Below are 24476 nucleotides of genomic sequence, written 5' to 3' on the forward strand. Positions count from 1 at the left end.
TGACCGTTTTTCCGGGTATAGAAGGGTTTAACCGCGACAGGGTTCGCGCTGTCGGACGGTCAGACCTCCGGTCGCAGCATCGGAGGGTTGAGCAGAGTCGCGCCGCCGGCACGGAAGAGCTGGGCCGGACGGCCGCCCTGACGGGTGGTCGTACCGCCGGTGGGGACGAGGAAACCGGGGGTTCCGGTCACCTTGCGGTGGAAGTTGCGCGGGTCGAGCGCCACGCCCCACACCGCCTCGTAGACCCGGCGCAGCTCACCGACCGTGAACTCGGGCGTGCAGAACGCGGTGGCCAGGGACGAGTATTCGATCTTGGAGCGGGCGCGCTCCACCCCGTCGGACAGAATCTGGGCATGGTCGAAGGCGAGCGGCGCGACCGTCTCGCCGTCCCGGCCATAGCCACCCTGCGCGAGCAGTTCCTCGACCGGCGCCCAGCGCGCGTTGCTGGCATCGCCGCCCGCGCGGGGAGCGGGGAGGTCGGGGGCGAGGGCGAGGTGGGCGACGCTGACCACGCGCATCCGGGGGTCGCGCTTGGGGTCGCCGTAGGTCGCCAGCTGCTCCAGGTGGGCCCCGCCGTCCTGGGCGGGGGCGTCGGGGTCGTGAGCGCGCAGCCCGGTCTCCTCCGCGAGTTCCCGCGCCGCCGCCTGCGAGAGATCCTCGTCTGCCCGCACGAAGCCGCCCGGCAGCGCCCAGCGCCCCTGGAACGGCTGCTCGCCTCTGCGGACCGCCAACGCGCACAGGGCATGGCGGCGCACAGTCAGCACGACCAGGTCCACGGTGACGGCGAAGGGCGGAAAGGCTGACGGGTCGTAGGGCATGCGGTGATCATAGTCGTCTGCCTGACGATAAACACTCCCTTCGTCGCTCGCTCCGACGGCTGATCCACTTCGCTCCGGTATGCACCCCGTGGTTCGTTCCGGCACACGCCCGACGGCCGCCCGCCCGTTCGTCGCGCCGGTCACGTCTCGCCCGGTTGCCTTGGGTCATGCCCCCAACTGCAGGCCGTCCGCGGCCTCTTCGACCATGGCCAGGCCGAGTCGGCTGACCCGTATCGAGAAAGGCGCGCCGGCCACTCGCAGGCCGGTCAGGCCGAGTTCACCCAGGGGCGCGCTGTGGACGGGCCGGAGGGTGACGGTCCCGGCCGGGGCGTCGGGGCGGATGCCGGCGAGCGTGGTGAGGAGCAGCACCCCGGAGGCGGCGGCCGTGGCCGCCGGACGGCAGGCCGCGGGGTGCGGAAGGGGGGCGCTCCCGTCGGTGCGCTGCTCACCGGCGAACATCTCGGGCAGCCGGTGGCCGAAGTGCTCGGCTGCCGCCAGCAGGCCGCGCAGCAGCCCGCCCGCCTCCTTCTCGTAGCCCGCGGCGGCCAGCCCGGCGACGGCGAGTGCCGTCTCCTGGACCCGGACGGCCCCGGCCCGGTGGCCGAACGGATTGTGTCCCGGCTCCTTGGCCCCGAGTCCGCGCAACCCCCATCCCGAGTCCATGGCCGGACCGCCGAGCAACCGGGCGAGCTGCTCGGTCTGCACCTTGTCGAGCAGGCCGTCGGCCGGTCTGCCGGCGCCGAGCAGGCCGGTGTCGAGCAGGTGGACGGCGGCTGAGCCCAGGTGGGTCAGGGGGCGGCCGTCCGGGGTCAGCGCCGCCGCCGGACGGCCGCCGCTTCTGTCCTCGGTCCAGAAGTCCGCTTGGAACGACTTCCTCAGCTCCCCCGCCCACTCCCGCAGTCCGGCGCCGCCCGGCCGGTCGTACGCGTCGAGGAGCTCGGCGCCGAGCAGCGCGGCCCGGTGGGCGTGGGCCTGGGTCTCGCTGCGCGCGGGTCCGCCGGGCTGTGGGTCGCAGAGGTAGGTGTGGTCGCCGACCGTGGTGAGCAGCCAGGTCAGGCAGCGCTCGGCCGCGGGCAGCAGTTCCCGCGTCTCCTGGTCCGGGAGCCCCCAGCGGCGGGCCTCCGCCAGCAGTACGGGGAAGAGCAGGGTGGCCTCCGTGCCCGTGCAGCCCGGGGGCAGATGTGCTCCGGCGTCCCGGCGCGGGCCGGGGATCATGCCGGCCTGCGGACCCGGACCGCGCAATTGGGTGCGGGCGAGGGTGCGCAGGGTGCCGGCGGCGAGGCGGGTGCCGAGAGGCAGGGTCATCCGGGCCGCGGCGAGCGCCTCGGCCGGGGCCAGGCCGCAGCGCCAGGGCGCCCCGGCCCCGAGGTAGGTGTCGGAGGGGTGTGCCGGGTCACGGAGCAGCAGCGCCTGGAGATCCTCGATGCTGGTCCTGAGCAGGGCCGCGGCTCTCGGATCGTCACCCGCGGCCCTGGCGGGCGCCAGGGGGCTCGTGGCGGCGCGTCCCACGGCGCGCGGGGGACCCGTGCCGTCCGGGCGCACCCGCAGTTCCACGCTCGCCGTTCCGCCCGGGGGCAGTTCGAACTCCCAGCGCAGCAGTCCCGCGGAGGCCAGTGCGTCGGTGGGTGGCGGGTCCGCCGTGACCGACGAGTTGCCGGTGGGGGTGGTCCAGCGCAGCCCGGAGTCGTGGACACTGGCCGGGAGTTCGGGGCCGGGGCTGCCGGAGGCGATGGCGCTCAGCTCCGCGAGGTCGGTGCCGAGGGCCACCTCAAGCGCCAGGCGCAGGGGGTGGCGCGCGGAGCTGTACAGGGTGATGCGCTCGGTGCCCTCGGCGTGACGGATTCGTTCCACGACGACGTCCGGATCCGGGCCGGCCGCCGGGGAAGCCCGCAGGGTGCCCACGAAGCGTGTGGAGTCCGCACCCGCCATCCGCGCCTGCACTGGGAGCGGTTCGCGGCCGGCGACACGGACCTGGCAGCGCGCGAGCAGCCGCCGGCCCGCCCGGTAGAACCCTTCCAGGCCGCGGCCGGTCAACTGGCCATGCTCCGTGGAGATGGCGAGGCCGGGCAGCGCGACGCAGATCAACGCGGTGTGCGAGGGCGGCAGCCCGCCGACGTGCCACGGGCTCTGCGGCGCCGGGGTCGATCGTGGGGGCGTGGCCCGGGTCGTGCGGTTGGGGGGCTGCCCCGACGGGTCTTCCGCCCGCGATTGCCAGGGTGGGGGGCCGTCCCGGAGTCGGCGGTTGCCGTCGGCGGTGAAGGTCGGACTCGGCTGATGCACGGGAGGCTCCTTCTGCGCTCTGTGCGCCCGGGACGTGCTGGGCGCCGGACGGAGGACTCCGGAGGGACAGAGGACGGGCGGCGGCACGACCCGTCCAGGCGTTCCGCCACTCAGGTGAACGGAGGAGGGCTCCTCCTGGTCACGCCCCCGCCCGCCGAACCCGATCGGGCGACAGTGCGAGGAGGCGTCGTGCAGGCCGCTCGGCCCACGCCTTCGGACGCCGAGGGCCGACAGGCCGACACGGCGCCGGCCGACCGGCGAGCAGTCGCGGAACCGCCCGGGTCCGATGAGGTTCCGTGTCCAGCGGCGGACAGCACCGGCCCACGCCCGCCCGCGTGCCGTCCCTGGCCGGCCCCCGTTCATTCGTCCCCCTCGCCACGGCCCTTGGTGCCTGAGTCCTCCCGGGCGGCTCGGCCGCCTCGGGCGTCGGACTTCCCCGCCGCGCGGGTGCGCGTGCCGTCGCCCGGCCTGGACGACCCGGGGCGGGTGCGGGTGTGACCTGCGCCCGCCGGTCGCGGACGGGCGCCCTCCGGCCGTGGCCGCCGCGAGTCGGAACTGTCTTCGGTGCGCGGACGGCGACGACGTCGGGTCTCGGAGGCGGCGGTCGGCTCGTGGTCGGTGCCCGGGTCGGCCGGAGCAGCGTCGCCGACACCCTCCGCGCCGTCGGCCGGCTCGCGCCCCGCGCGTTCCGTGCGCAGGCAGCGGCGGATCGACTCCGGGTCCAGGCCCTCGTTGCAGGCCTGGTGCAGGAGGCGGGCGAAGAGATACTCGGGATCCGCGCCCAGAGCCATCGCCAAAGCCTCCCGCGCCTCCAGGTCGTCGCCGGTCGACCAGGCGACCCAGCCGGCCAGCGTCAACGGAGCGGCGGCGTGTTCGCCGTAGGGGCCTACGCAGCGGCGGGCCAGGGCTCGCCACAGGCGCAGGGCGGGTGCGGCCTCGTCGCCCTCCATCCAGGCGGCCGCCCGGTCGCGGGTGGTGCGGTCCTGCAGTCCGAGAATCAGCCGGGCGGCCTCGCCGTGCGCGAGCAGAGCGTCGTCGCGGAGGTCCGCCTGGTGGACGCCGGACACCGGGACGGCCGCGGCGTACCGGCTCATGAGCTGCTCGGCGAGGGCGAGCGACTCCTCGGCCACCTCCGCGCGGGAGGCATCGTGGAGGATGCGGGGCACCAGCGCCATTCCGGCGCGGTCCAGGGCGCGCTCCTGTTCCGGCGCAGCGCCGGACTCCCAGGGCTGCAGCCTGGCCCGCAGCTCGCGCAGAGTGCCGCGCACCTGGATCCCGGCGTAGGTGGCGGCGGCCGCGAGCACGGAGGTGCCGGGCAGGCCCATGGGGGCGCCGTCCGGAGGACAGCACTCGTCCGCCGGGCAGCAGTACGACCAGAAGCGGCCCCCCGAGACGCACAGCGCCTCGATCACCGGCACGTCGAGGCGGCCGCACTCGGTGCGCAGCAGTTGGGCGAGCGGGGCGAGCCGGCGCATGACGTCCCGGCCCGTTTCGCCGGGCGACGGTTCCTGGCAGACGTAGGCGACCATCTGCTCGGGGCGGGTTCCACGGCGTTCACTGCCCGCCGTCAGGCCCTGGGCCAGCTGGCGTGCCGCCGATTCCCAGTCGTCCTTGTTCGCGGGGATGCCGAGCCGGGCCCGCCCGCCGAACCGGCCACGGCCGCCCCGGTCGTGCAGGGCCACCAGCACCATGCTGTCCTCGGGGCGGTACCCGAGCAGGTAAGGCAGCGCGTCGGCCAGTTCGGCCGGGGTACGCAGCGTGATCTGGGTGTCGTGGGCGGGATGGCCGAGGGGCTGCACACCTCCCGTGATGTCGCCGTTTTCGGAGGGTCCGGTGGTTTCGCTGTGATTCGTCATGCGCCGACGATCTCGCGGATCGCGGAGTTCCGGTTTCCCTGTGGACAAGTCGAATCAGGGACACGTCAAAGCCGCCTCGCTCGTCCACAGCCCGCCCGGCTGTCGGTCCCGTCCTGTTGTATGGGACGCATGGAGCACACGAGCAACGCGGAACTCCGGACGCGGGCGGACGCCGTCCTCGCCCGTCTCGTCGGCGACGACACCGGTACGGCCCGGCTGCGCGAGGACCAGTGGCGGGCGATCGAGGCGCTGGTCGCCGACCGGCGCCGGGCCCTGGTCGTCCAGCGCACCGGCTGGGGCAAGTCCGCGGTGTACTTCGTGGCGACCTCGCTGCTGCGGGCCGCGGGCAGCGGCCCGACGGTCATCGTCTCCCCGCTGCTCGCGCTCATGCGCAACCAGGTGGGCGCGGCGGCCCGGGCCGGTATCCACGCCCGCACCATCAACTCCTCCAACACCGAGGACTGGGAGGCGATCCAGGCGGAGATCGCGGCCGGCGAGGTCGACGTCCTCCTGGTGTCCCCGGAGCGCCTCAACAACCCCGACTTCCGCGACGAGGTGCTGCCCAAGCTCGCCGCGGCGACCGGACTGCTCGTGGTGGACGAGGCCCACTGCATCTCCGACTGGGGCCATGACTTCCGGCCGGACTACCGGCGGCTGCGCACCATGCTCGCCGAACTGCCGCCGGGTGTGCCGGTGCTGGCGACCACCGCCACGGCCAACGCGCGCGTGACCGCCGATGTGGCCGAGCAACTGGGCACCGGTGGCGGCTCGGACGCACTGGTGCTGCGCGGTCCGCTGGACCGGGAGAGCCTGAGCCTGGGTGTGCTGCGGCTGCCGGACGCCGCGCACCGGATGGCGTGGCTCGCGGATCACCTGGACGAGCTGCCGGGCTCCGGCATCGTCTACACGCTCACCGTGGCCGCCGCCGAGGAGGTCACCGCGTTCCTGCGGCAGCGCGGGCACACCGTGGCGTCGTACACGGGGAAGACGGAGAACGCAGACCGGCAGCAGGCCGAGGACGACCTGATCGGCAACCGGGTCAAGGCACTGATCGCCACCTCGGCCCTCGGCATGGGCTTCGACAAGCCCGACCTCGGGTTCGTGGTGCACCTGGGATCGCCCTCCTCTCCCATCGCCTACTACCAGCAGGTGGGCCGCGCGGGGCGCGGTGTCGAGCACGCCGAGGTCCTGCTGCTGCCGGGCCGGGAGGACGAGGCGATCTGGGACTACTTCGCCTCGCTCGCCTTCCCCTCGGAGGAGCTGGTGCGCCGCACCCTGGACGTACTCTCCCGGGCCGGCGGCCCCATGTCGCTGCCCGCGCTGGAGCCGCTGGTGGAACTGCGTCGCTCCCGGCTGGAGACCATGCTGAAGGTCCTCGACGTGGACGGCGCGGTCAAGCGGGTCAAGGGCGGCTGGATCGCGACCGGGCAGCCGTGGACGTACGACGCGGAGCGGTACGACTGGGTGGCACGGCAGCGGGCCGCCGAGCAGCAGGCGATGCGCGAGTACGCGACCACGACGGACTGCCGGATGGAGTTCCTGCAGCGCCAGCTCGACGACGAGGGCGCGAAGCCCTGCGGCCGCTGCGACAACTGCGCACGGCCGCGGTTCACGGCGGACACCTCCACAGCCGCAGTGGACGCCGCACGGGTCGACCTCGGCCGCGCGGGCGTCGAGGTGGAGCCCCGGAGGATGTGGCCGACCGGCCTGCCGGCCATCGGCATCGATCTCAAGGGACGCATTCCGGCCGGTGAACAGGCCGCGGCGGGGCGAGCCCTGGGGCGCCTGTCGGACATCGGTTGGGGCAACCGGCTACGGCCGCTGTTCGCGCCCCAGGCCCCGGACACGGCCGTGCCGGACGACGTCGCCCGCGCGGTGGTGGACGTACTGGCCGACTGGGCGAAGGGCCCCGGTGGATGGGCCCCGGGAGCGGCCGACGCGCAGCCGCGCCCGGTGGGTGTCGTCACCGTCGCCTCGCGCTCCCGGCCCCGGCTGATCGACTCCCTGGGCGCCCGCATCGCGGAGATCGGCAGACTGCCTCTGCTGGGTTCCGTGGAGTACGCGGGAGAGGCGGCACACGTCTCGCGCAGCAACAGTGCCCAGCGTCTGAAGACCCTCGACGGCGCGCTGACCGTGCCACCCGCCCTGTCCGCCGCGCTCGCCGCGGCCCAGGGTCCGGTGCTGCTGGTGGACGACTTCACCGAGACCGGCTGGACGCTGGCGGTCGCGGCGCGCATGTTGCGGAGGTCCGGGGCGCGCGGGGTGTTGCCGCTGGTCCTGGCCGTACAGGGCTGATCGGCCCGGGGCTGTTCGAATACGGCACCGGGTGCGGCGTTCGCACGTGTCGTACTCGGACGTCCCGGAGTCCTCCGGTGCCTCGCTGGGTAGGGATATAAGCCACGCACCACCAGATAAGAGTCGGTGGCCCCATTTGCTCGTTGCCGCAATCAAGTTCGACAGGAAGAATTGAAGTCCGCTCCCCGCACGGCTCGTCCGTGATCCGGTTGGGCCTTACTGCGGTGCGCGCTCCCCCGAATCCGATCTCGCCCGCTGTGTGGGCGCGTAGCCGAAGGGAGGAACGTGACCTTCGGATTCGCTCCGTCCTCGGCAGCATCGTTGTCGACGTCCGCGTCCGCCGTTTCCGCCAGCCGCCTGCTCGAGCCCGCGGAGTGGGCCGACGCCGGCATACCGCTGCTCCGCAACCCGCGTGAGGTGGTCAGCGGGCTGCACGCCCGGCACCGTCCCAGGCCGACGACGGCGATCGTGGCCGTCCTCGACCCGGAGGAACGGCTGTGCGCCAGCGCCTCGTTCACCCGGCGCTCGGCGCAGGCCGACGGCTGGATGTTCCGCAACGCGCTGCTGGCGCAGTTGCGCCGGGTCATTCCGCACGACCTGCGCCGCCGCACCCCAGTGCGGACCGCCGTACTGCTCTACTGCCGCGAGGGGGACGCGCGTTGGACGGAGGAGGACGGTGCCTGGATGTGGGGGCTGCGCGACGCCTGCACCCTGCACGGACTGCGCTGCGGGTCGTACATCACGCTGACCCACGACGGCTGGCAGGTACTCGGTGAGGGTCGCGGCGGCCGGCGCCCGAACGCCGACTCGCCTCCCGAACCCTTCGCCCTGTCCGAGTCCGCGCCCCTGCCACCACGCACCGGAGGCGCCGCCTCCGAGGTACTGCGCCGCGCGGCCGCCCGCTGAAGCCGGCCCCGCGCGGGGGCACCGGCCGAGCACCCGCCGCCGGGCACGCCACCCTGAAACATGCCGTACGGCGTGCTCAGCGGACTCGCTCACCCCGTTCCGGGCGGTGGCGGACGTAGCCTGGTTCGGTCACTCGACAGATCCGGCGCGGTACCCGCGTACCCGCGCTCTGGATCCTCCGTCCGTCGAACGACCGCGCCCCGACCGCCGGTGCCCCTCGCCCGGCGTCCGGGCATGCCGAGGGCACCACCGTGCGAGTCCGTCGCCACGACTCCTTCGGTACCTCAGGAGTCCCAGAGGCGCCGAGGTGGCTCAGACGCCGGCGCCCAGCACCGAGTTGATCCGCTGCGGGTCGCCGCAGACGATCAGCAGCGCACCGGCCCGGGAGAGGGCCAGCGGCAGGACGGTGGCGGCGACGGCGTCGGAACCGCCGTTGACGGCGACGACGACCACGGGGCGGGTCGCGGCACGGGAGGCGACGGCGGCGTCCGTGTAGAAGACGTCGTCGCCCGCGTCGTGCTGCGCCCAGTAGGAGGCTTCACCGAAGGTCAGCTCGTGGTCGGCCCACGGATGCTGCGCGCCGGTGGTGATCACCAGCACGTCACCGGGGGCACGGCCCGAGTCGAGAAGCAGGTCCACTGCCTCCTCGGCGGAGTCGAGAGCGCTCTCGACCGATGCCGGGATCAGCTGGATCTGCGGGGCCGCCGCTGCCGCGGCGGGAACGGCCGGGCCGGACGGGCCTGGCTTGGCCATGTCACGCGGCGCGCGCTGTACCGGCGGCGTGGGCCGCACAGGGCCGGGACGACCGGGACGCGACGGAGCCGCGGGGCGGGGGCCGGGTACGGGACGAGGGGTCGGCGCGGTACGGCCACTGGCCGGAGTGGCGCGGGGACCCTGGGCACTCTCGTGAATCTGAGGCTCCTCGGGAATGAGAGGCATGAGCTGATATCTATCAAACGTTGGTGCTGGTCACGTGAACTGGGTGGCACAACAGTGCGACAGGAACGTCAGAAGTCGAAGCCGAGCTGACCCTCGATCTCCGGAACGCTTCCCTCCGCCCAGCTGCGGACCTTCTTGAGGTGCTGCCACTGGGGCAGCGCATCAAGATACGCCCACGACAACCGGTGGTACGGGGTGGGGCCCCGCTCCTCCAGTGCGGCCTTGTGCACGGGCGACGGATACCCGGCGTTGTCCGCAAATCCGAAGTCTGCATGGTCGATACCCAGTTCGGCCATCATTTTGTCGCGCTGAACTTTGGCGATCACCGAGGCCGCCGCGACGGCCACACACGATCGGTCACCCTTGATGACCGTGCGCACCTGCCACGGGGTACCGAGATAGTTGTGCTTCCCGTCGAGGATGACCGCGTCGGGACGGATCGGGAGGGCCTCCAGGGCGCGGACTGCGGCCAGCCGCAGCGCGGCCGTCATCCCGAGACTGTCGATCTCCTCCGGCGAGGCATGGCCCAGGGCGTAGGCCGTGACCCATGTCCGCAGCACCTCGGCAAGTTCCGTACGGCGCTTGACGGTCAGCAGCTTGGAGTCGGTGAGGCCCTCGGGTGGTCGGCGAAGACCGGTGACCGCGGCACAGACGGTGACGGGCCCGGCCCAGGCACCGCGCCCCACTTCGTCGACACCGGCAATGACCTTCGCTCCGGTCGTGGCGCGGAGGGAGCGCTCGACGGTGTGAGTAGGTGGTTCGTACGGCATGGCGCACTCAGGGTACGCCGCGCCGATCCCCGAGCGACACCCCGGCTTCCCCGACCGGCCCGCGGGCCGCCGGAGCGCCGGATCAGACGCCGCGCGACAGCAGCAGCGGAAGCATGTACTGGTCGATCATCCGCTCGACCTCCTGGTCGCTCCATTCGCTTCCAGAAATCTTGTTGCGGTACATCATCATCGCCGGAATGGCGTCGAGCACATAGTCGTTGGCCGCATCGGCGCGCACCTCCCCCCGCTCTATGCCGCGGGCGACGATGTCACCGATCAGCCTGGTGGTCGGCCCCACGACGCCATCGAAGATCACCCCATGGAACCGCTCGACCTGCGTCGGATCGCATTCGTGAATCACCGACCGCAGGGCGAACCCGGGGCGCGAGAACATCGCGTCCCGGGCCTGCCGGCACAGGGCCAGCAGGTCTTCGCGCACACTTCCGAGGTCGGGGGCCTCCTCCAAACGTGGCAGACCCGCCTGCAAGGCGTCGGCGACCAGTTCCTCCTTCGAGGACCAGCGCCGGTACACCGCGGCCTTTCCGGTCTGCGCGCCGGCGGCGACACCCTCCATGGTGAGGCCGTTCCAGCCGACCGTGCTGAGCTGCTCCAAGGCAGCGTCCAGGATCGCGCGTTCAAGGACCGCACCGCGCCGACGAGGGGAGGCCGCCTGAGCAGGAGCGGCAGTCCAGCGCGAGGTAACCATCTGAGTTTCTCCAGCGAGCGAGGGGAAGCGGGGATTGCGGAGCGGGGGGACGATGCGCGGCACGCGACGGCAAAGGGGGACGCGGCACGCGACGCGCAGTTAAGTGAACGCTTGCGTTCTCTACCGAGGACTCACTACCGTTGTCGCGACAGTGAACGCGGGCGTTCACTAACACCTTCGTGGGGGACCCAAAGTGACAACCTCTCAGCTGATATCCGAACAGAAACCCGGCGCGGCCCGCAGGCAGGGGCGTCCCGGCATCGCGCTCGCCGTGATTGCCGCCTGCCAGCTCATGGTCGTACTTGACGCGACGATTGTGAACATCGCGCTCCCGCACATTCAAGACGCCCTCAAGTTCAGCACCACGGACCTCACCTGGGTGGTCAGCGCCTACACGCTCACCTTCGGGGGTCTGCTCCTGCTCGGTGCGCGAGCCGGTGACATTCTCGGCCGGCGCCGGGTGTTCATGACCGGCATCCTGCTGTTCACCTTCGCCTCGCTCCTCGGCGGTCTCGCCCAGGAACCCTGGCAGCTGCTGGCCGCCCGCGCCCTCCAGGGCATGGGTGGCGCGATCGCGTCGCCGACCTCGCTGGCGCTGATCACCACCACCTTCCCGGAAGGCCCCGAACGCAACCGGGCGTTCGGCGTGTTCGCCGCCGTCTCCGCGGGCGGTGGCGCCATCGGCCTGCTGGCCGGCGGCATGCTCACCGACTGGCTCGACTGGCGCTGGGTGTTCTTCGTCAATGTGCCGATCGGACTGCTGATCGTCGCCCTCACCCCGCAGTACATCAACGAGTCCGAACGGCATCCCGGGCGGTTCGACATCGCGGGCGCGCTGGCCTCCACGCTGGGCATGGTCTCCCTGGTGTACGGCTTCATCCGGGCTTCGGAGGAGGGCTGGCACGACGCTCTGACCCTCGGATCCTTCGGTGCCGCGGTGGTGCTTCTGCTGGCCTTCGCCCTCATCGAGACCCGGGCGAAGGAGCCCATCACCCCACTGCGGATGTTCGCCGACCGCAACCGCTCCGGCACGTACGTGATCATGCTGAGCCTGGCCGCGGCGATGTTCGGGATGTTCTTCTACATCGTGCTGTTCGTGCAGAACGTACTGGGCTACAGCCCGATCCGGGCCGGTCTGGCCTTCCTGCCCGTGACGGTGGCGATCGCCGTCGGCGCCGGACTCTCGCAGCGGTTCCTGCCCGCCCTCGGCCCGAAGCCGTTCATGATGACCGGCTCCGCCCTCGTGGCCGTCGGCCTGACCTGGCAGACGTTCATCAAGCCCGACAGCTCGTATCTCGGCGGGATTCTCGGGCCCATGCTCATCTTCGGCTTCGGCATGGGCCTGAACTTCGTGACCGCGACCGTCACCGCGGTCTCCGGAGTCGCCCAGCATGAGGCCGGAGCGGCCTCCGGCCTGCTGAACGCCATGCAGCAGGTGGGCGGTTCGCTGGGCCTGTCGATCCTGACCACGGTCTTCGGCTCGGCCAGCAAGGACGAGGCGAAGAAGCAGCTGCCGAAGTTCCTCGCCGACGGCTCGCCGGAGCAGAAGGCGGAGTTCGCCAAGTCCCACCAGCTGCCCGCGCCCTGGGCACACGAGGTGCTTGCGCACGGGATCTCGACGGCGTTCGTACCCGCCGCCGCCATGGCCGCGCTCGGCCTGCTCACCGCCTGGCTGGTGATCAAGGTCCGCAAGAGCGACCTCGAAGCCCTCGCAGGCACGGCCGGCCCCGGCCTGGGCTGACCTCACCGGTTCCGCGCGAAGCCGCGGATGGCCGGACCGCCGCCAGGGGACAGACGGCAGAGGCAGAGGTCCGGCCATCCGCACCAGGGCCGACAGAACCACGAACGCCACCGGAACAGAGACTCCGAGCCACACCGCCAACACCGTCCCCCCGCGACCTCCGCCGCCTTCTCCTCCGTCCGCACCCGGGCGGAGCGGGGAGCGGTTGCCGGGAAAACGCCCGACGGTCACGGAGAGTTCCCGTCGACCACGCAGTGTTCTGAGCGTGCCCGGAGTGCCGGGATCCCAGGCCCAGGGCATGGGGCCCACCACTGTTCCGGGGATACACAGGGCCGCCGCGTCGCTGAGACGGCCGGGCCGCCGCGCCCCCGCAGCACCACACAGGGCCTACAGCCCCGAGGCCCCACAGAACACGAATGCCCCGACCGGGCAGCCTTCGCATCCCGACGGCCGTCCACCGACAGCGGCCTTCGTACGCCGGCGGCCAACCGCCGACTGCGGCCTTCTTACGCCGGCAGCCAACCGCCCACCGCGGCCTTCCTACGCCGGCAGCCAACCGCCCACCCCAGCCCTCCTACGCCGGCGGTCTGCCGCCGACCGCGGTCCCCGTCCCCGTCGGCACCCACTCCGGCAGCGCCTCCGTCCGCTCCGTCCATGCGGCCGGAGGCGCTCCCGCCGCTCCGGACGCGAGCACGCCGCCGACGATGGCGCAGGTGGTGTCCACATCGCCGCCCACCTGGGCGGTCGCCCAGAAGGCCGTCTCGTAGTCGCCGAGGGCACGTGCCGCCGACCAGAGGGCGAAGGGGACCGTGTCATGGGCGCTCGTACGCCGTCCGCAGCCCAGGACGGCCGCCACGGTGCCCTCGTCGTCGTAGTCGAGCATGTCGCGGGCGCGCCGCAGGCCCTGGCCTACGGCGCTCCTGGGGACGAGCGCGACGACCCCGTCGAGGAGTGCCTCGGGACTCGGCGGGCCGCCGGGCGCCGCCACCAGTGCCGCTGCGGCAGCGACCGCCATGGCCCCGACCACCGCCTCGCGGTGCTGGTGCGTGGGGTAGGCCGAGATCTCGGCCTGGTGGGTGGCCTGCTCCGGATCGTCCGCGTACCAGGCGCCCAGGGGCGCGATCCGCATCGCCGCGCCGTTGCCCCACGAGCCCCGCCCGTTGAAGAGTGCGGCAGCCAGTTCGCGCCACTCGCCACCTTCCCTGACAAGGCGGAGCAGCCGGTTGACGGCGGGGCCGTAGCCCCGGTCGAAGTCGTGGTGCGCGGCGAACGAGTGGGCCAGCGCGTCCTGGTCGATGCGGTGGTGAGCGGCGAGGACGGCGACGACGGAACAGGCCATCTCCGTGTCGTCGGTCCACTGCCAGGGGTCCGGCGGCAGCTCGCGCCGCTGCAGCAGCGGGTAGTTCACCGGAACGAAGAACTGTGAGCCCAGCGCGTCGCCGGTGGCGAGTCCGCGGAGGCTGGCCAGGGCGCGGTCCAGGCGCCCGGCGTTCGGAGTGTAGGAGGAATCGGTCATCTCGGCCAGCCTAGCCGCTCATCCAGTGGGACTCCGGGTCCCGCCAGCGGTCGAACGGCCGGTCGAGCGTGTACCTGTCGTCGTCCCCGAGAACGAGCATCCGCATCTCGGCGTTCCCGGGGTTGGACAGCGACTCGAAGTCCGCGACCGTCCAGTGGAACCAGCGCATGCAGAACAGCCGCATCGCCAGGCCGTGGGTCACCAGGAGCACGTTGGGCGGATGGTCCGGTGCCTCGAAGCTGCGGAACAGGCTCTCCAGGAAGCCGCCGACCCGGTCGTACACGTCGGCCCCGGACTCGCCCTGGGGGAAGCGGAAGAAGAAGTGGCCGTACGCGTCCCGGTACGTCTTCTGCAGCCGTACGTCGTCGCGGTCCTGCCAGTTCCCCCAGTCCTGCTCACGCAGCCGGGGCTCCTCACGTACGCGTATGAGGTCCGGATCGAGATGGAAGGCTCGCAGGGTCTCGTGCGTACGGCGGTACGGGGAGACGTACACGCTGACTGGCTCCTGGCCGAAGATCTCCCGGATGCGTTTTCCGGTCTCCTCGGCCTGCCGCCAGCCCCGCTCGGTCAGGGCCAGTGAGTGGTCGGGTTCCCGCTCGTACACGGAGTCGTCGACATTGCCGGTTGACTCGCCGTGCCGGACAAGGACGATGCGCCGTGGTCGTGCCATGCCAAAACCCTAGATCGAGTGGCGGAAAATCGAGCACTCGGATGGGCTCCATACAGCATAGGTCACACAAATCAGGGGTTGGAGATTCAAACGATCCAGCTCGGTTCGAGCTCCACGATGTCGCCCGTGAGGGCCGCGATGTCGGCCTCCGTCTGGGCGCGCAGTGCCAGTCGCTCCACTCGCTCGGTGCGGTACTTGCCGTGTTCCGCGGCCGACCGCCACATCGAGAGGATCATGAACTCGTGCGCCGGGGCCTCCGCGAACATGCCGCGGATCATGCCGGGCGAGCCGGCCATCGCCGGGTTCCAGACCTTCTCCTGCATCAGCGTGAAGTGCTCGACGCGCTCCTCGTGCACCCGGCAGAGGGCCACCCGGACCAGGTCGGAGTCCGTGAACCGCGGTTCGAAGCCGGTCTTCACATCGAACCGGTACTCGAACAACTTGACCTGCTGGTCCTTGTACGTGCCGGACTGGGACGCGGCCAGACGGTCGTGCGAGCGCGCCATGAAGGAGTCGTAGAAGGCACGGCTCTCCCAGAAGGCGAAGGTGTGCGCCACTCCGGCTCGCTGCCGGCTCCAGCCCCCGCCCTGTCCGCGAAATCCCGGCTCCCCCAGAAGCCCCGCCCATTTCCGCTGCCCCCGCTCGAACCCGCGGCGGTCCACCACGGTGCAGCGAATCCACTTGACCAGCACCGCGCCATCGTAAGGCCATGGGACGTGGCGTCGGTCACGCTCCGGCGGAGATCACCCGCGCATGCGCCCCCGCGCGCGTGGCACGATGGACAAAGAGCCTTGGTAGCCCATCAGTTGGGGCAGTGGACCTCAAGGGGGGAAGGGGACGCGTGATGAGCGGTTTCAGCAAGGCGATGAGCAAGGTCGAGGTCGCGCTGAAGTGGGATCCCAGCCCGGCCGGGCAGCCGCCCACCGATCTCGACATCATCGCCGGTACCTACACGGCGGGCGACCCGTACGGGACCGCGGCCTATCTGGTGCACTTCGACAGCCGCTCGCCCGATGGCACGATCTTCCTCAACCGCGACAGCCAGGACGGCAAGGGCTTCGGCTGGGACGAGGTGATGAAGCTCGAACTCGACCGACTCGACGGCCGGTACACGCGCGTGGTGGTCGGCGTCGTCATCCAGCAGCGGTCCGCGCACCGGACGTTCGTGAACGTCCTGAACCCGGAGGTGCGCGTCCGGGAGGGCTACAACGTGCTGGCCGAGGACGACTTCGGCTCGGTCCTCGGGGCGACCGCGGCCGCGGTCGCGGAGTTCGTGCGCGACGGGTCAGGTGACTGGAGTTTCCGACCCGGCGTGCACGGCTTCGAGGACGACCCCGTGGTCTTCACCCGTGCGATGGGCGGCCTCGGCCGGCCGTGACGGCGAGCGACCAGGAGCAGCGGTAAGGGGCGTCGGCCATGGCCGACGCCCCTTACTTCACTTCATGTCAACTCGTCAGCTGCAGCCGCTGGTCGAGCCGCAGCCCTCGCAGATGTAGCAGGAACCGGCCCGCTGCATCTTCGTACCGCAGGAGAAGCAGAGCGGGGCGTCGGCCTGGATGCCCAGCTGCATCTCCACCAGCTCGGCGCTGGTGTGGGCCTGCTTCGGGGCGGGCTTGGCCACCGCGGCCTCGGCCTTCGGGGAGGCGACGGCCTTCAGCTCCTGGGCGCGCGGCGCCGACTGGGCCAGCCCCTCGACGTCGACCTCGTCGTCGGACGGCTCGTACGAACCGGTCTCCAGGTGACGCTGGCGCTCCGGAGCGGAGTGGATGCCGAGCGCGGAGCGCGTCTCGAAGGGCAGGAAGTCCAGCGCCAGGCGGCGGAAGATGTAGTCGACGATCGACTGCGCCATCCGCACGTCCGGGTCGTCCGTCATTCCGGCCGGCTCGAAGCGCATGTTGGTGAACTTCGAGACGTAGGTCTCCAGCGGCACGCCGTACTGGAGGCCGACGGAGACCGCGATGGAGAAGGCGTCCATCATGCCCGCGAGGGTCGAACCCTGCTTGGACATCTTCAGGAAGACCTCGCCCAGGCCGTCGTCCGGGTAGGAGTTGGCCGTCATGTAACCCTCGGCGCCACCGACGGTGAAGGACGTGGTGATGCCGGGACGACCCTTCGGGAGGCGCTTGCGGACCGGGCGGTACTCGATGACCTTCTCGACCGTCTCGCGGATGGTCGCCTCGGCCTTCTCGGTGACCTCGGCCTTCTCCTTCTCCTTGGTCTTGGCGGAGAGCGGCTGGCCGACCTTGCAGTTGTCGCGGTAGATCGCGAGCGCCTTGACGCCGAGCTTCCAGGCCTCGTAGTAGATCTCCTCGACCTCCTCGACGGTCGCCGTCTCCGGCATGTTGACCGTCTTGGAGATGGCGCCGGAGATCCACGGCTGGATCGCGGCCATCATGCGGACGTGGCCCATCGGGGAGATGGCGCGCTCGCCCATGGCGCAGTCGAAGACCTCGTAGTGCTCGTGCTTGAGGCCGGGGGCGTCGATCACATTGCCGTTCTCGGCGATGTGGGCGACGATCGCCTCGATCTGCTCCTCCTGGTAACCCAGGCGGCGCAGGGCCTGCGGGACCGTGCCGTTGACGATCTGCATCGAGCCGCCGCCGACCAGCTTCTTGAACTTCACGAGCGCCAGGTCGGGCTCGACACCGGTGGTGTCGCAGGACATCGCGAGACCGATGGTGCCGGTGGGGGCGAGGACGGACGCCTGGGAGTTACGGAAACCGTTCTTCTCACCGAGGCGGACCACGTCCTGCCAGGCCTCCGTGGCGGCGGCCCACACCGGGGTGTCCAGGTCGTCCATGCGGTCGGCCACGGTGTTGGCGTCGGCGTGCTGCTTCATGACGCGGTTGTGGGCGTCGGCGTTGCGGGCGTAGCCGTCGTACGGGCCGACGACCGCGGCCAGCTCGGCGGAGCGCTTGTACGCCGTGCCGGTCATCAGGGAGGTGATGGCACCGGCCAGCGCGCGGCCGCCGTCGGAGTCGTAGGCGTGGCCGGTCGCCATCAGCAGGGCGCCGAGATTGGCGTAGCCGATGCCGAGTTGGCGGAAGGCGCGGGTGTTCTCGCCGATCTTCTGGGTCGGGAAGTCCGCGAAGCAGATGGAGATGTCCATCGCGGTGATGACCAGCTCGACGACCTTCGCGAAGCGCTCGACCTCGAAGGACTGGTGGCCCAGGCCGTCGTCCTTCAGGAACTTCATCAGGTTCAGCGAGGCGAGGTTGCAGGACGTGTTGTCCAGGTGCATGTACTCGCTGCAGGGGTTCGAGCCGTTGATCCGGCCGGACTCCGGGCAGGTGTGCCAGTGGTTGATCGTGTCGTCGTACTGGATGCCCGGGTCGGCGCAGGCCCAGGCGGCCTCGGCCATCTTGCGGAACAGGCTCTTGGCCTGGACCTCCTCGATGACCTCACCGGTCATCCGGGCGCGCAGGCCGAACTGTCCGCCCTGCTCGACCGCCTTCATGAACTCGTCGTTCACGCGGACGGAGTTGTTGGCGTTCTGGTACTGGACGGACGTGATGTCGTCGCCGCCCAGGTCCATGTCGAAGCCCGCGTCACGCAGGGCGCGGATCTTCTCCTCTTCCTTGACCTTGGTCTCGATGAAGTCCTCGATGTCGGGGTGGTCGACGTCGAGGATGACCATCTTGGCGGCGCGACGCGTGGCGCCACCCGACTTGATGGTGCCGGCGGAGGCGTCGGCACCGCGCATGAAGGAGACCGGGCCGGAGGCGTTGCCGCCGGAGGAGAGCAGCTCCTTGGAGGAGCGGATCCGGGAGAGGTTCAGGCCGGCACCGGAGCCGCCCTTGAAGATCATGCCCTCTTCCTTGTACCAGTCGAGGATCGACTCCATGGAGTCGTCGACGGACAGGATGAAGCAGGCGGAGACCTGCTGGGGCTGCGGCGTGCCCACGTTGAACCACACGGGGCTGTTGAAGCTGAAGACCTGGTGCAGGAGGGCGTATGCCAGCTCGTGCTCGAAGATCTCCGCGTCGGCGGGCGAGGCGAAGTACTTGTGGTCCTCGCCGGCCTTCCGGTACGTCTTCACGATGCGGTCGATCAGCTGCTTGAGGCCGGTCTCGCGCTGCGGGGTGCCGACGGCACCCCGGAAGTACTTGCTGGTGACGATGTTGACCGCGTTCACCGACCAGAAGTCGGGGAACTCGACGCCACGCTGCTCGAAATTGACCGAGCCGTCGCGCCAGTTGGTCATGACGACGTCACGGCGCTCCCAGCTCACCTCGTCGTACGGGTGTACGCCGGGGGTGGTGTGGATGCGCTCGATACGCAGCCCCTTGGTGGCCTTGGTGCCCTTCGCGCGGGAACTCCGTGCCGGACCGCTCGCCGTCTCTGTCATGCCGCCTCCCTCTACGGGCAAAAACGCCCTGAAATGCCACGATGTTCCCGTGACACGCTGTTCTGTGCTGACGCCGCGGGCACCCTCAGCTGCCACCCGCGGCAAATCCTGGATCGCCGTCCGACAACCGGATTCGGGTCCTCCCCCCGGTTCCGGTCCGCCCGTCAGCCGGCGAGATGGACGGGTTCGGGCGCCCTGGTGGTACCGCCCGGCCCGTGATCGTCCTCCTGGCTCCCCGCTCCCGCGTCTTCGTCGTCCGCGACGGGGTCCTGCGCCGCCTGCCTGAGCTCCGCGATCGCGGCCTCGAAGTCCTCGAGCGAGTCGAAGGCCCGGTAGACGGAGGCGAATCGCAGGTAGGCGACGAGGTCGAGTTCCTGCAACGGGCCGAGTATGGCCAGCCCCACGTCGTGGGTGGTCAGCTCGGCACTTCCGGTGGCCCGCACCGCCTCCTCGACCCGCTGGCCGAGCTGGGCGAGTGCGTCCTCGGTGACAGGTCGTCCCTGGCACGCCTTGCGCACGCCGTTGATGACCTTGGTACGGCTGAATGGCTCGGTGACTCCGGACCGCTTCACCACCATGAGCGAGCACGTCTCCACGGTCGTGAAACGACGGGAGCAGTCAGGGCACTGGCGGCGCCTGCGGATCGACGTGCCGTCGTCGGTCGTACGACTGTCGACCACGCGGCTGTCGGGGTGCCTGCAGAAGGGGCAGTGCATGATCTCCAACCCTCCTCACAGCAGACTCAATGGCCTCGCTGGACCACCCGGGCCCCACGAAGCAGCCCCAAGCATAGGCGATCTCAGAGCCACCGGAGACCCGGGGGACCACAACTTGTGGGCTGCTGTAGCAATCCAACCACTAGATGTGGTGATTGGCTGATACATCGCCAGGTTGCGCGTGTCGCACACGTACCGCTACGGCGGATACGGAGATACCGTGGGCGCCGCACGGAGGTCACGTGCGGCTCCGGCGCAGATGGGGGCGGTCGTCCCGGTCGGCAGGGGTCCGGATGGCAGACTGGGCACACCCACACGGCCATCAGCCCGGCGGTGAAGAGTACAACGATGGGACCTTTTGTCCGCTGGGTACCGCGTGAGCCATACACCCAGACATGTGATCGCGTACGGTGAACCGCGTTTTTTCACTCGAACGTGTGTTTGGCGCAACCTTTCGAAAGCAACTACCGTTGTCCAGCAGGGAGACCATCGAGAGGGGCCGACGTGACCACGACCGCAGACAGTGCCACCATCACCGCCCAGGACCGCTCCCAGGGCCGACTCGACCCGGTGCATGCCATGAACGAAGCCGTGAATCCCGAGGGGCACAAGCGCTCCCTACCGGGCCGACCTCCAGGCATCCGGGCGGACAGCTCGGGCCTCACCGACCGGCAGCGCCGAGTGATCGAGGTGATCAGGGACTCGGTGCAGCGGCGGGGCTACCCGCCGTCGATGCGAGAGATCGGCCAGGCCGTAGGCCTGTCCAGCACGTCCTCGGTGGCGCACCAGCTGATGGCACTGGAGCGCAAGGGCTTCCTGCGCCGCGACCCGCACCGCCCGCGCGCGTACGAGGTACGCGGCTCCGACCAGGCCGTCAGCGTGCAGCCCACGGACACCGCCGGCAAGCCCGCCGCGTCGTACGTCCCGCTGGTCGGCCGGATCGCCGCCGGTGGCCCGATCCTCGCCGAGGAATCGGTCGAGGACGTCTTTCCCCTCCCTCGGCAGCTGGTCGGCGACGGCGAGCTGTTCGTGCTCAAGGTCGTCGGTGACTCCATGATCGAGGCCGCTATCTGTGACGGCGACTGGGTCACCGTCCGCCGCCAGCCGGTCGCCGAGAACGGCGACATCGTCGCCGCCATGCTCGACGGCGAAGCCACCGTCAAGCGCTTCAAGCGCGAGGACGGGCATGTGTGGCTCCTCCCTCACAACTCGGCCTACGAGCCGATCCCCGGCGACGACGCGACCATCCTGGGCAAGGTCGTCGCGGTACTGCGTCGCGTGTGACGCCTGCGGCGGGCGGTGATCCCGCCCGCCCTCCGATCGGGCCCCGGGACCCCTGCGCCGGTTCCGGGGTCTTGTACTGTCCGGACCCCGGCGACCGCCTCTTCGGATCGCGGGTTAGCCTGACCCGGCGCCGGGTCAGGCTAACCCGCGATCACTTCGCCTCCGCCTGCCGAGCCGTCGCGTCGATGGCCGCCAGCGACTTCCTGACCTGGTTACGGTCCGTGGTGTACCAGAAGTCGGGCAGTGACGACTTCAGATAGCCGCCGTACCGCGCGGTGGCCAGCCGCTGATCGAGTACGGCGACCACGCCCCGATCCCCCGACGCGCGGACCAGCCGGCCCGCGCCCTGGGCCATCAGGAGCGCGGCGTGGGTGGCGGCGACCGCCATGAAGCCGTTGCCGCCGGCGTCCTCGACGGCCTTCTGCCGGGCACTCATCAGCGGGTCGTCCGGGCGCGGGAACGGGATCTTGTCCATGACGACCAGCTGGCAACTGGGGCCCGGGACGTCGACGCCCTGCCACAGCGACAGCGTGCCGAAGAGACAGGTCCGGGGGTCCGCCGCGAAGTTCTTGATCAGCTCGCCGAGGGTCTCCTCGCCCTGCAGCAGTATCGGGAACTCGGGGATCCGGACGCGCAGCTCCTCGGCGGCCTGCTGGGCCCCCCGCATCGAGGAGAAGAGGCCGAGGGTGCGGCCTCCGGCGGCCTGGATCAGCTCGGTCAGTTCGTCGAGCATGTCGGCGCGGTCACCGTCCCGCGCGGGGCGCGACAGGTGCTTGGCGACGTAGAGGATGCCCTGCTTCGGGTAGTCGAAGGGGGAACCGACGTCGACGCCCTTCCACTGCGGGAGGTCGTCGCCCTCGGTGCCCTCGGGGGCGAGGCCCAGGGACGCGCCGACGCCGTTGAAGTCGCCGCCGAGTTTGAGGGTCGCCGAGGTGAGAGTGACCGAACGGTCCGCGAAGAGCTTCTCCCTGAGCAGGCCCGAGACGGACATCGGGGCGACCCGCACCGAGGCACCGAAACGGTCGTGGCGTTCGTACCAGACGACGTCCCACTCGGAGCCGTTCACGATCCGCTCGGCCACGTCGTGCACGGTCTCCACCGAGGCCAGGGCCTGCTTGCGGACCGCGTCCTCGTCCTGGACCGACTTGTCACGGGTCGTGCCGATCGCGGAGATCACGGTGCGGGCGGCGTCCCTGAGGGCCGCCAGGGCGTAGCCGAGATCTTCCGGGATCTCCTCGAGGCGGCCCGGCAGGGCCAGCTCCATCAGCCGCTCGAAGCCCTCGGCGGCGGTCTGGAGCTGGTCGGCGGCCTTCTCGTCGATCAGCTTGGCTGCCCGCCGGACCGCTCGGTTGACCTGGCCCGGGGTGAGTTCGCCGGTGGCGACGCCGGTGACCCGTGAGACCAGTTCGTGCGCCTCGTCCACGATCAGCACCTCGTGCTGCGGGAGCACCGGGGCGCCTTCGATGGCGTCGATCGCCAGCAGCGCGTGGTTGGTGACGACGACGTCCGCGAGCTTGGCGCGCTCACGGGCCGTCTCGGCGAAGCACTCGGCGCCGTAGGCGCACTTGGACGCACCCAGGCACTCCCGGGAGGAGACCGAGACCTGGGCCCAGGCCTTGTCGGAGACGCCCGGGGTGAGGCCGTCCCGGTCACCGGTCTCGGTCTCGTCGGCCCAGTCCCGCAGCCGCAACAGGTCCTGGCCGAGCTTGCTGGTCGGCGCAGCCGCCTCGAACTGGTCGAAGAGGCCCTCCTCCTCGTCCTGCGGCACGCCCTCGTGCAGCCGGTGCAGACACAGGTAGTTCGACCGGCCCTTGAGCATCGCGAACTCCGGGCGGCGGCGCAGCAGCGGGTGGAGGGCGTCGACGGTGCGCGGCAGGTCCCGCTCCACGAGCTGTCTCTGCAGGGCGAGGGTCGCCGTCGCCACGACGACCCGCTCGCCGTGGGCCAGCGCGGGCACCAGATAGCCGAGCGACTTTCCGGTGCCGGTGCCGGCCTGGACCAGCAGATGGGATCCGTCGTCGATCGCTTCGGCGACCGATTCGGCCATGGTCACCTGGCCGGGGCGCTCCGTACCGCCGACAGCTGTGACAGCGGCATGCAGGAGTTCAGGGAGGGAGGGCTTCGTCATAGCGCGACCACCCTACGGCCCGGCACTGACAATCGGGCGATCAAGGCGAGGACGAGGGGCGGGATCACGCGAGGTGCTCCTGGGCAGGTGGGCTGAGGAGGAGTCATGAAGGGGCCGCCAAGGGAAGGGCAGGCCAGGGGGTTTGCCCGTGTTGTTTCCTCCCGGGTGGCCGGGTGGCGGGTTGTTCCGAATTCTTCCGGGTGGCCGGGAACTTGATCGGCGGCCGCTTCGTACTACATGTGTACGCGCCATCACTCAGCGCTACATCAGATGACGTAGGGACCGGTCTCGGATCATGAGGGCGGCCCGTTTGGCAGGCAGGTCGATCTCGGCGGCGTAGCGGAAGCCCGCGCCGAGGAAGGCGGCCACGGAGGGGGTGTTGCGAAGATCGGGCTCCGCGACGACGCGCGCACAGGCGGGGCGGTGATCAAGTACGAGATCGGCCACGGCTCTGAGCAGGGCGGACCCCAGTCCGCGCCCCCGGTCGGCGGCATCGCCGATGAGGAGGTGGACTCCGGTGTCGTGCGGGCGGGCCGGGTAGTGGCGGGCGAGCGGGTCCAGGTCGGCCCGGTAGATCTCCCAGTAGCTCATCGGAGTGCCGTCGAGACTGCCCAGGCAGGGCACGCTGCGTCCGTCTCCCGCGAGCTGGCCACGCAAATGATCTTCCGTCTGCGCCCGTGAACCGGCCAGCTGCCAAAATGCGGCCACGGCGGGGTCGTTCATCCAGCGGCCGATGATCGGCAGGTCGCGTTCGACATGGACCGGCACGAGGTGGAAGGTACCGACGGGGGTCTCGGTGGGGCCCCAGCCGGCCAGCCGATCGAGCAGGTCGAGCGTGTCCAGTGGGCCGAGCGGGTCTTGGTGGAGCGGGGTCGGTCGGGCCTGAGCGTGCGGAGTCGGTCGGACGTCGGCATGCGGAGTCGGTCGGACGTCGGCATGCGGGGTCGGCAGGACGTCGGCATGCGGGGTCGGTCGGTCAGGAGTGTGCGGGCTCGGTCGGTCGTGGCCCAGCAGGGTCGGTTGTTCATGACCGAGCGGGGTCTGTCGCTCGTGACTGAGCGCGGCAGATCGTTCCTCGTCGAGCGCGACGGCTCGGTCGTGTCCGAGTGCGGCAGATCGGTCATGCCCGAGTGCAGAGGCTCGACCGAGTGCAGAGGCTCGGTCGGGGTCGAGTGCGGGCACCTGCGACTCGGTGGTCGGGGCGGCGCGAGTGCCGTCCGGGGCGGCCGGTGCGGCCAGTCCTCCACCGCCGTTGTCGGAGCCGGGGATCTCGCCGTCGTCGGTGTGGGCCGTCGTACCGAGATCGGGGCCGGTCGTCTTCCCGGCGAAGAGGGCGAGGAGATCGGCGGGCAGGCGGAGGTCCAGGGTGTCCTCGCAGTCCCGGGTGTCCTCGGCGGGACCTGAGCGGCCGGGGTGGACGGGGTGGACCGGTACGGGGCCTGCGTCGGCGCTCGCGTCGGTGGGAGGCATGGTGCGCTCCTCTCAGGAGACGAGGTGGGTCAT

At 71.0% G+C, this 24476-nt stretch carries 18 protein-coding genes; 5 read left to right on the forward strand and 13 right to left on the reverse strand.

The window, feature by feature from the left end; translation table 11 throughout:
- Positions 1-59: 59 nt before the first annotated feature.
- From ACWDGI_RS37780 to ACWDGI_RS37790, 3 genes are all read right to left on the reverse strand, one after another.
- Entirely contained in the window at positions 60-818 is a 759-nt protein-coding gene (locus ACWDGI_RS37780) for an NUDIX hydrolase (protein ID WP_360488650.1), read from the reverse strand.
- Between the two features lie 165 nt (positions 819-983).
- The gene (locus tag ACWDGI_RS37785; RefSeq protein ID WP_450767181.1) at positions 984-2900 is read right to left on the reverse strand and encodes a glycogen debranching N-terminal domain-containing protein; all 1917 of its coding nucleotides are present in this window, start codon (positions 2898-2900) and stop codon (positions 984-986) included.
- A gap of 557 nt (positions 2901-3457) precedes the next feature.
- Positions 3458-4954, reverse strand: coding sequence for a DUF4192 family protein (locus ACWDGI_RS37790; protein WP_450767043.1), 1497 nt, complete (start codon positions 4952-4954; stop codon positions 3458-3460).
- 129 nt (positions 4955-5083) lie between these two features.
- Here ACWDGI_RS37790 and ACWDGI_RS37795 point away from each other — a divergent pair, with 129 nt between their 5' ends.
- Together ACWDGI_RS37795 and ACWDGI_RS37800 are read left to right on the forward strand one after the other, a co-directional pair.
- Positions 5084-7249, forward strand: coding sequence for a RecQ family ATP-dependent DNA helicase (locus ACWDGI_RS37795; RefSeq protein ID WP_450767045.1), 2166 nt, complete (start codon positions 5084-5086; stop codon positions 7247-7249).
- Between the two features lie 285 nt (positions 7250-7534).
- Positions 7535-8155 carry a hypothetical protein gene (locus ACWDGI_RS37800; protein WP_450767047.1) on the forward strand — a complete coding sequence of 207 codons (621 nt, stop codon included), beginning with the start codon at positions 7535-7537 and terminating at the stop codon, positions 8153-8155.
- A 312-nt stretch (positions 8156-8467) separates the two neighbouring features.
- Here ACWDGI_RS37800 and ACWDGI_RS37805 read toward each other — a convergent pair whose 3' ends face one another.
- The 3 genes from ACWDGI_RS37805 to ACWDGI_RS37815 form a co-directional block, all read right to left on the reverse strand.
- Positions 8468-9094, reverse strand: a complete 627-nt coding sequence (locus ACWDGI_RS37805) for a hypothetical protein (RefSeq protein ID WP_450767049.1) — start codon at positions 9092-9094, stop codon at positions 8468-8470.
- Between the two features lie 68 nt (positions 9095-9162).
- A complete protein-coding gene (locus ACWDGI_RS37810) occupies positions 9163-9864 on the reverse strand; it encodes a ribonuclease HII (RefSeq protein ID WP_450767051.1) in 702 nt (233 codons plus the stop codon).
- An 82-nt stretch (positions 9865-9946) separates the two neighbouring features.
- The gene (locus ACWDGI_RS37815) at positions 9947-10570 is read right to left on the reverse strand and encodes a TetR/AcrR family transcriptional regulator (protein WP_450767053.1); all 624 of its coding nucleotides are present in this window, start codon (positions 10568-10570) and stop codon (positions 9947-9949) included.
- A gap of 193 nt (positions 10571-10763) precedes the next feature.
- Here ACWDGI_RS37815 and ACWDGI_RS37820 point away from each other — a divergent pair, with 193 nt between their 5' ends.
- Positions 10764-12311, forward strand: a complete 1548-nt coding sequence (locus ACWDGI_RS37820; RefSeq protein ID WP_450767055.1) for an MFS transporter — start codon at positions 10764-10766, stop codon at positions 12309-12311.
- A 574-nt stretch (positions 12312-12885) separates the two neighbouring features.
- Here the strand turns inward: ACWDGI_RS37820 and ACWDGI_RS37825 are convergent.
- From ACWDGI_RS37825 to ACWDGI_RS37835, 3 genes are all read right to left on the reverse strand, one after another.
- The gene (locus ACWDGI_RS37825) at positions 12886-13827 is read right to left on the reverse strand and encodes an ADP-ribosylglycohydrolase family protein (RefSeq protein WP_450767057.1); all 942 of its coding nucleotides are present in this window, start codon (positions 13825-13827) and stop codon (positions 12886-12888) included.
- A gap of 10 nt (positions 13828-13837) precedes the next feature.
- A complete protein-coding gene (locus ACWDGI_RS37830) occupies positions 13838-14497 on the reverse strand; it encodes a histidine phosphatase family protein (protein WP_450767059.1) in 660 nt (219 codons plus the stop codon).
- Positions 14498-14583: 86 nt separating this feature from the next.
- Complete coding sequence (locus ACWDGI_RS37835; protein ID WP_362579437.1) at positions 14584-15189, reverse strand: YdbC family protein; 606 nt, start codon at positions 15187-15189, stop codon at positions 14584-14586.
- A 122-nt stretch (positions 15190-15311) separates the two neighbouring features.
- Between ACWDGI_RS37835 and ACWDGI_RS37840 the strand changes: the two genes are divergently transcribed.
- Positions 15312-15875 (forward strand): TerD family protein, encoded by a 564-nt coding sequence (locus ACWDGI_RS37840; RefSeq protein WP_450767061.1) that lies wholly within the window; start codon positions 15312-15314, stop codon positions 15873-15875.
- Between the two features lie 75 nt (positions 15876-15950).
- Here the strand turns inward: ACWDGI_RS37840 and ACWDGI_RS37845 are convergent, their stop codons facing one another.
- Entirely contained in the window at positions 15951-18845 is a 2895-nt protein-coding gene (locus ACWDGI_RS37845; RefSeq protein WP_450767063.1) for a vitamin B12-dependent ribonucleotide reductase, read from the reverse strand.
- A gap of 164 nt (positions 18846-19009) precedes the next feature.
- Positions 19010-19561, reverse strand: a complete 552-nt coding sequence (nrdR, locus tag ACWDGI_RS37850; RefSeq protein WP_450767065.1) for a transcriptional regulator NrdR — start codon at positions 19559-19561, stop codon at positions 19010-19012.
- Between the two features lie 504 nt (positions 19562-20065).
- Between nrdR and lexA the strand changes: the two genes are divergently transcribed.
- Positions 20066-20845, forward strand: coding sequence for a transcriptional repressor LexA (gene lexA / locus ACWDGI_RS37855; RefSeq protein ID WP_362579448.1), 780 nt, complete (start codon positions 20066-20068; stop codon positions 20843-20845).
- A 151-nt stretch (positions 20846-20996) separates the two neighbouring features.
- On the opposite strand, the gene ACWDGI_RS37860 is transcribed toward lexA, so the two are convergent.
- Together ACWDGI_RS37860 and ACWDGI_RS37865 are read right to left on the reverse strand one after the other, a co-directional pair.
- A complete protein-coding gene (locus tag ACWDGI_RS37860; RefSeq protein ID WP_450767067.1) occupies positions 20997-22973 on the reverse strand; it encodes an ATP-dependent DNA helicase in 1977 nt (658 codons plus the stop codon).
- A 261-nt stretch (positions 22974-23234) separates the two neighbouring features.
- Positions 23235-23987 carry a GNAT family N-acetyltransferase gene (locus ACWDGI_RS37865; protein ID WP_450767183.1) on the reverse strand — a complete coding sequence of 251 codons (753 nt, stop codon included), beginning with the start codon at positions 23985-23987 and terminating at the stop codon, positions 23235-23237.
- Positions 23988-24476: the final 489 nt, after the last annotated feature.

The organism is Streptomyces sp. NPDC001220, assembly GCF_053597895.1.

What these genes read in the sequence shown, in the direction of transcription:
- ACWDGI_RS37780 (WP_360488650.1), bottom strand. Translation starts at nt 818, where the DNA reads ATGCCCTACGACCCGTCAGCCTTTCCGCCCTTCGCCGTCACCGTGGAC.
- ACWDGI_RS37790 (WP_450767043.1), bottom strand. Translation starts at nt 4,954, where the DNA reads ATGACGAATCACAGCGAAACCACCGGACCCTCCGAAAACGGCGACATC.
- ACWDGI_RS37795 (WP_450767045.1), top strand. Translation starts at nt 5,084, where the DNA reads ATGGAGCACACGAGCAACGCGGAACTCCGGACGCGGGCGGACGCCGTC.
- ACWDGI_RS37805 (WP_450767049.1), bottom strand. Translation starts at nt 9,094, where the DNA reads ATGCCTCTCATTCCCGAGGAGCCTCAGATTCACGAGAGTGCCCAGGGT.
- ACWDGI_RS37810 (WP_450767051.1), bottom strand. Translation starts at nt 9,864, where the DNA reads ATGCCGTACGAACCACCTACTCACACCGTCGAGCGCTCCCTCCGCGCC.
- ACWDGI_RS37815 (WP_450767053.1), bottom strand. Translation starts at nt 10,570, where the DNA reads ATGGTTACCTCGCGCTGGACTGCCGCTCCTGCTCAGGCGGCCTCCCCT.
- ACWDGI_RS37825 (WP_450767057.1), bottom strand. Translation starts at nt 13,827, where the DNA reads ATGACCGATTCCTCCTACACTCCGAACGCCGGGCGCCTGGACCGCGCC.
- ACWDGI_RS37830 (WP_450767059.1), bottom strand. Translation starts at nt 14,497, where the DNA reads ATGGCACGACCACGGCGCATCGTCCTTGTCCGGCACGGCGAGTCAACC.
- ACWDGI_RS37845 (WP_450767063.1), bottom strand. Translation starts at nt 18,845, where the DNA reads ATGACAGAGACGGCGAGCGGTCCGGCACGGAGTTCCCGCGCGAAGGGC.
- nrdR (WP_450767065.1), bottom strand. Translation starts at nt 19,561, where the DNA reads ATGCACTGCCCCTTCTGCAGGCACCCCGACAGCCGCGTGGTCGACAGT.
- ACWDGI_RS37860 (WP_450767067.1), bottom strand. Translation starts at nt 22,973, where the DNA reads ATGACGAAGCCCTCCCTCCCTGAACTCCTGCATGCCGCTGTCACAGCT.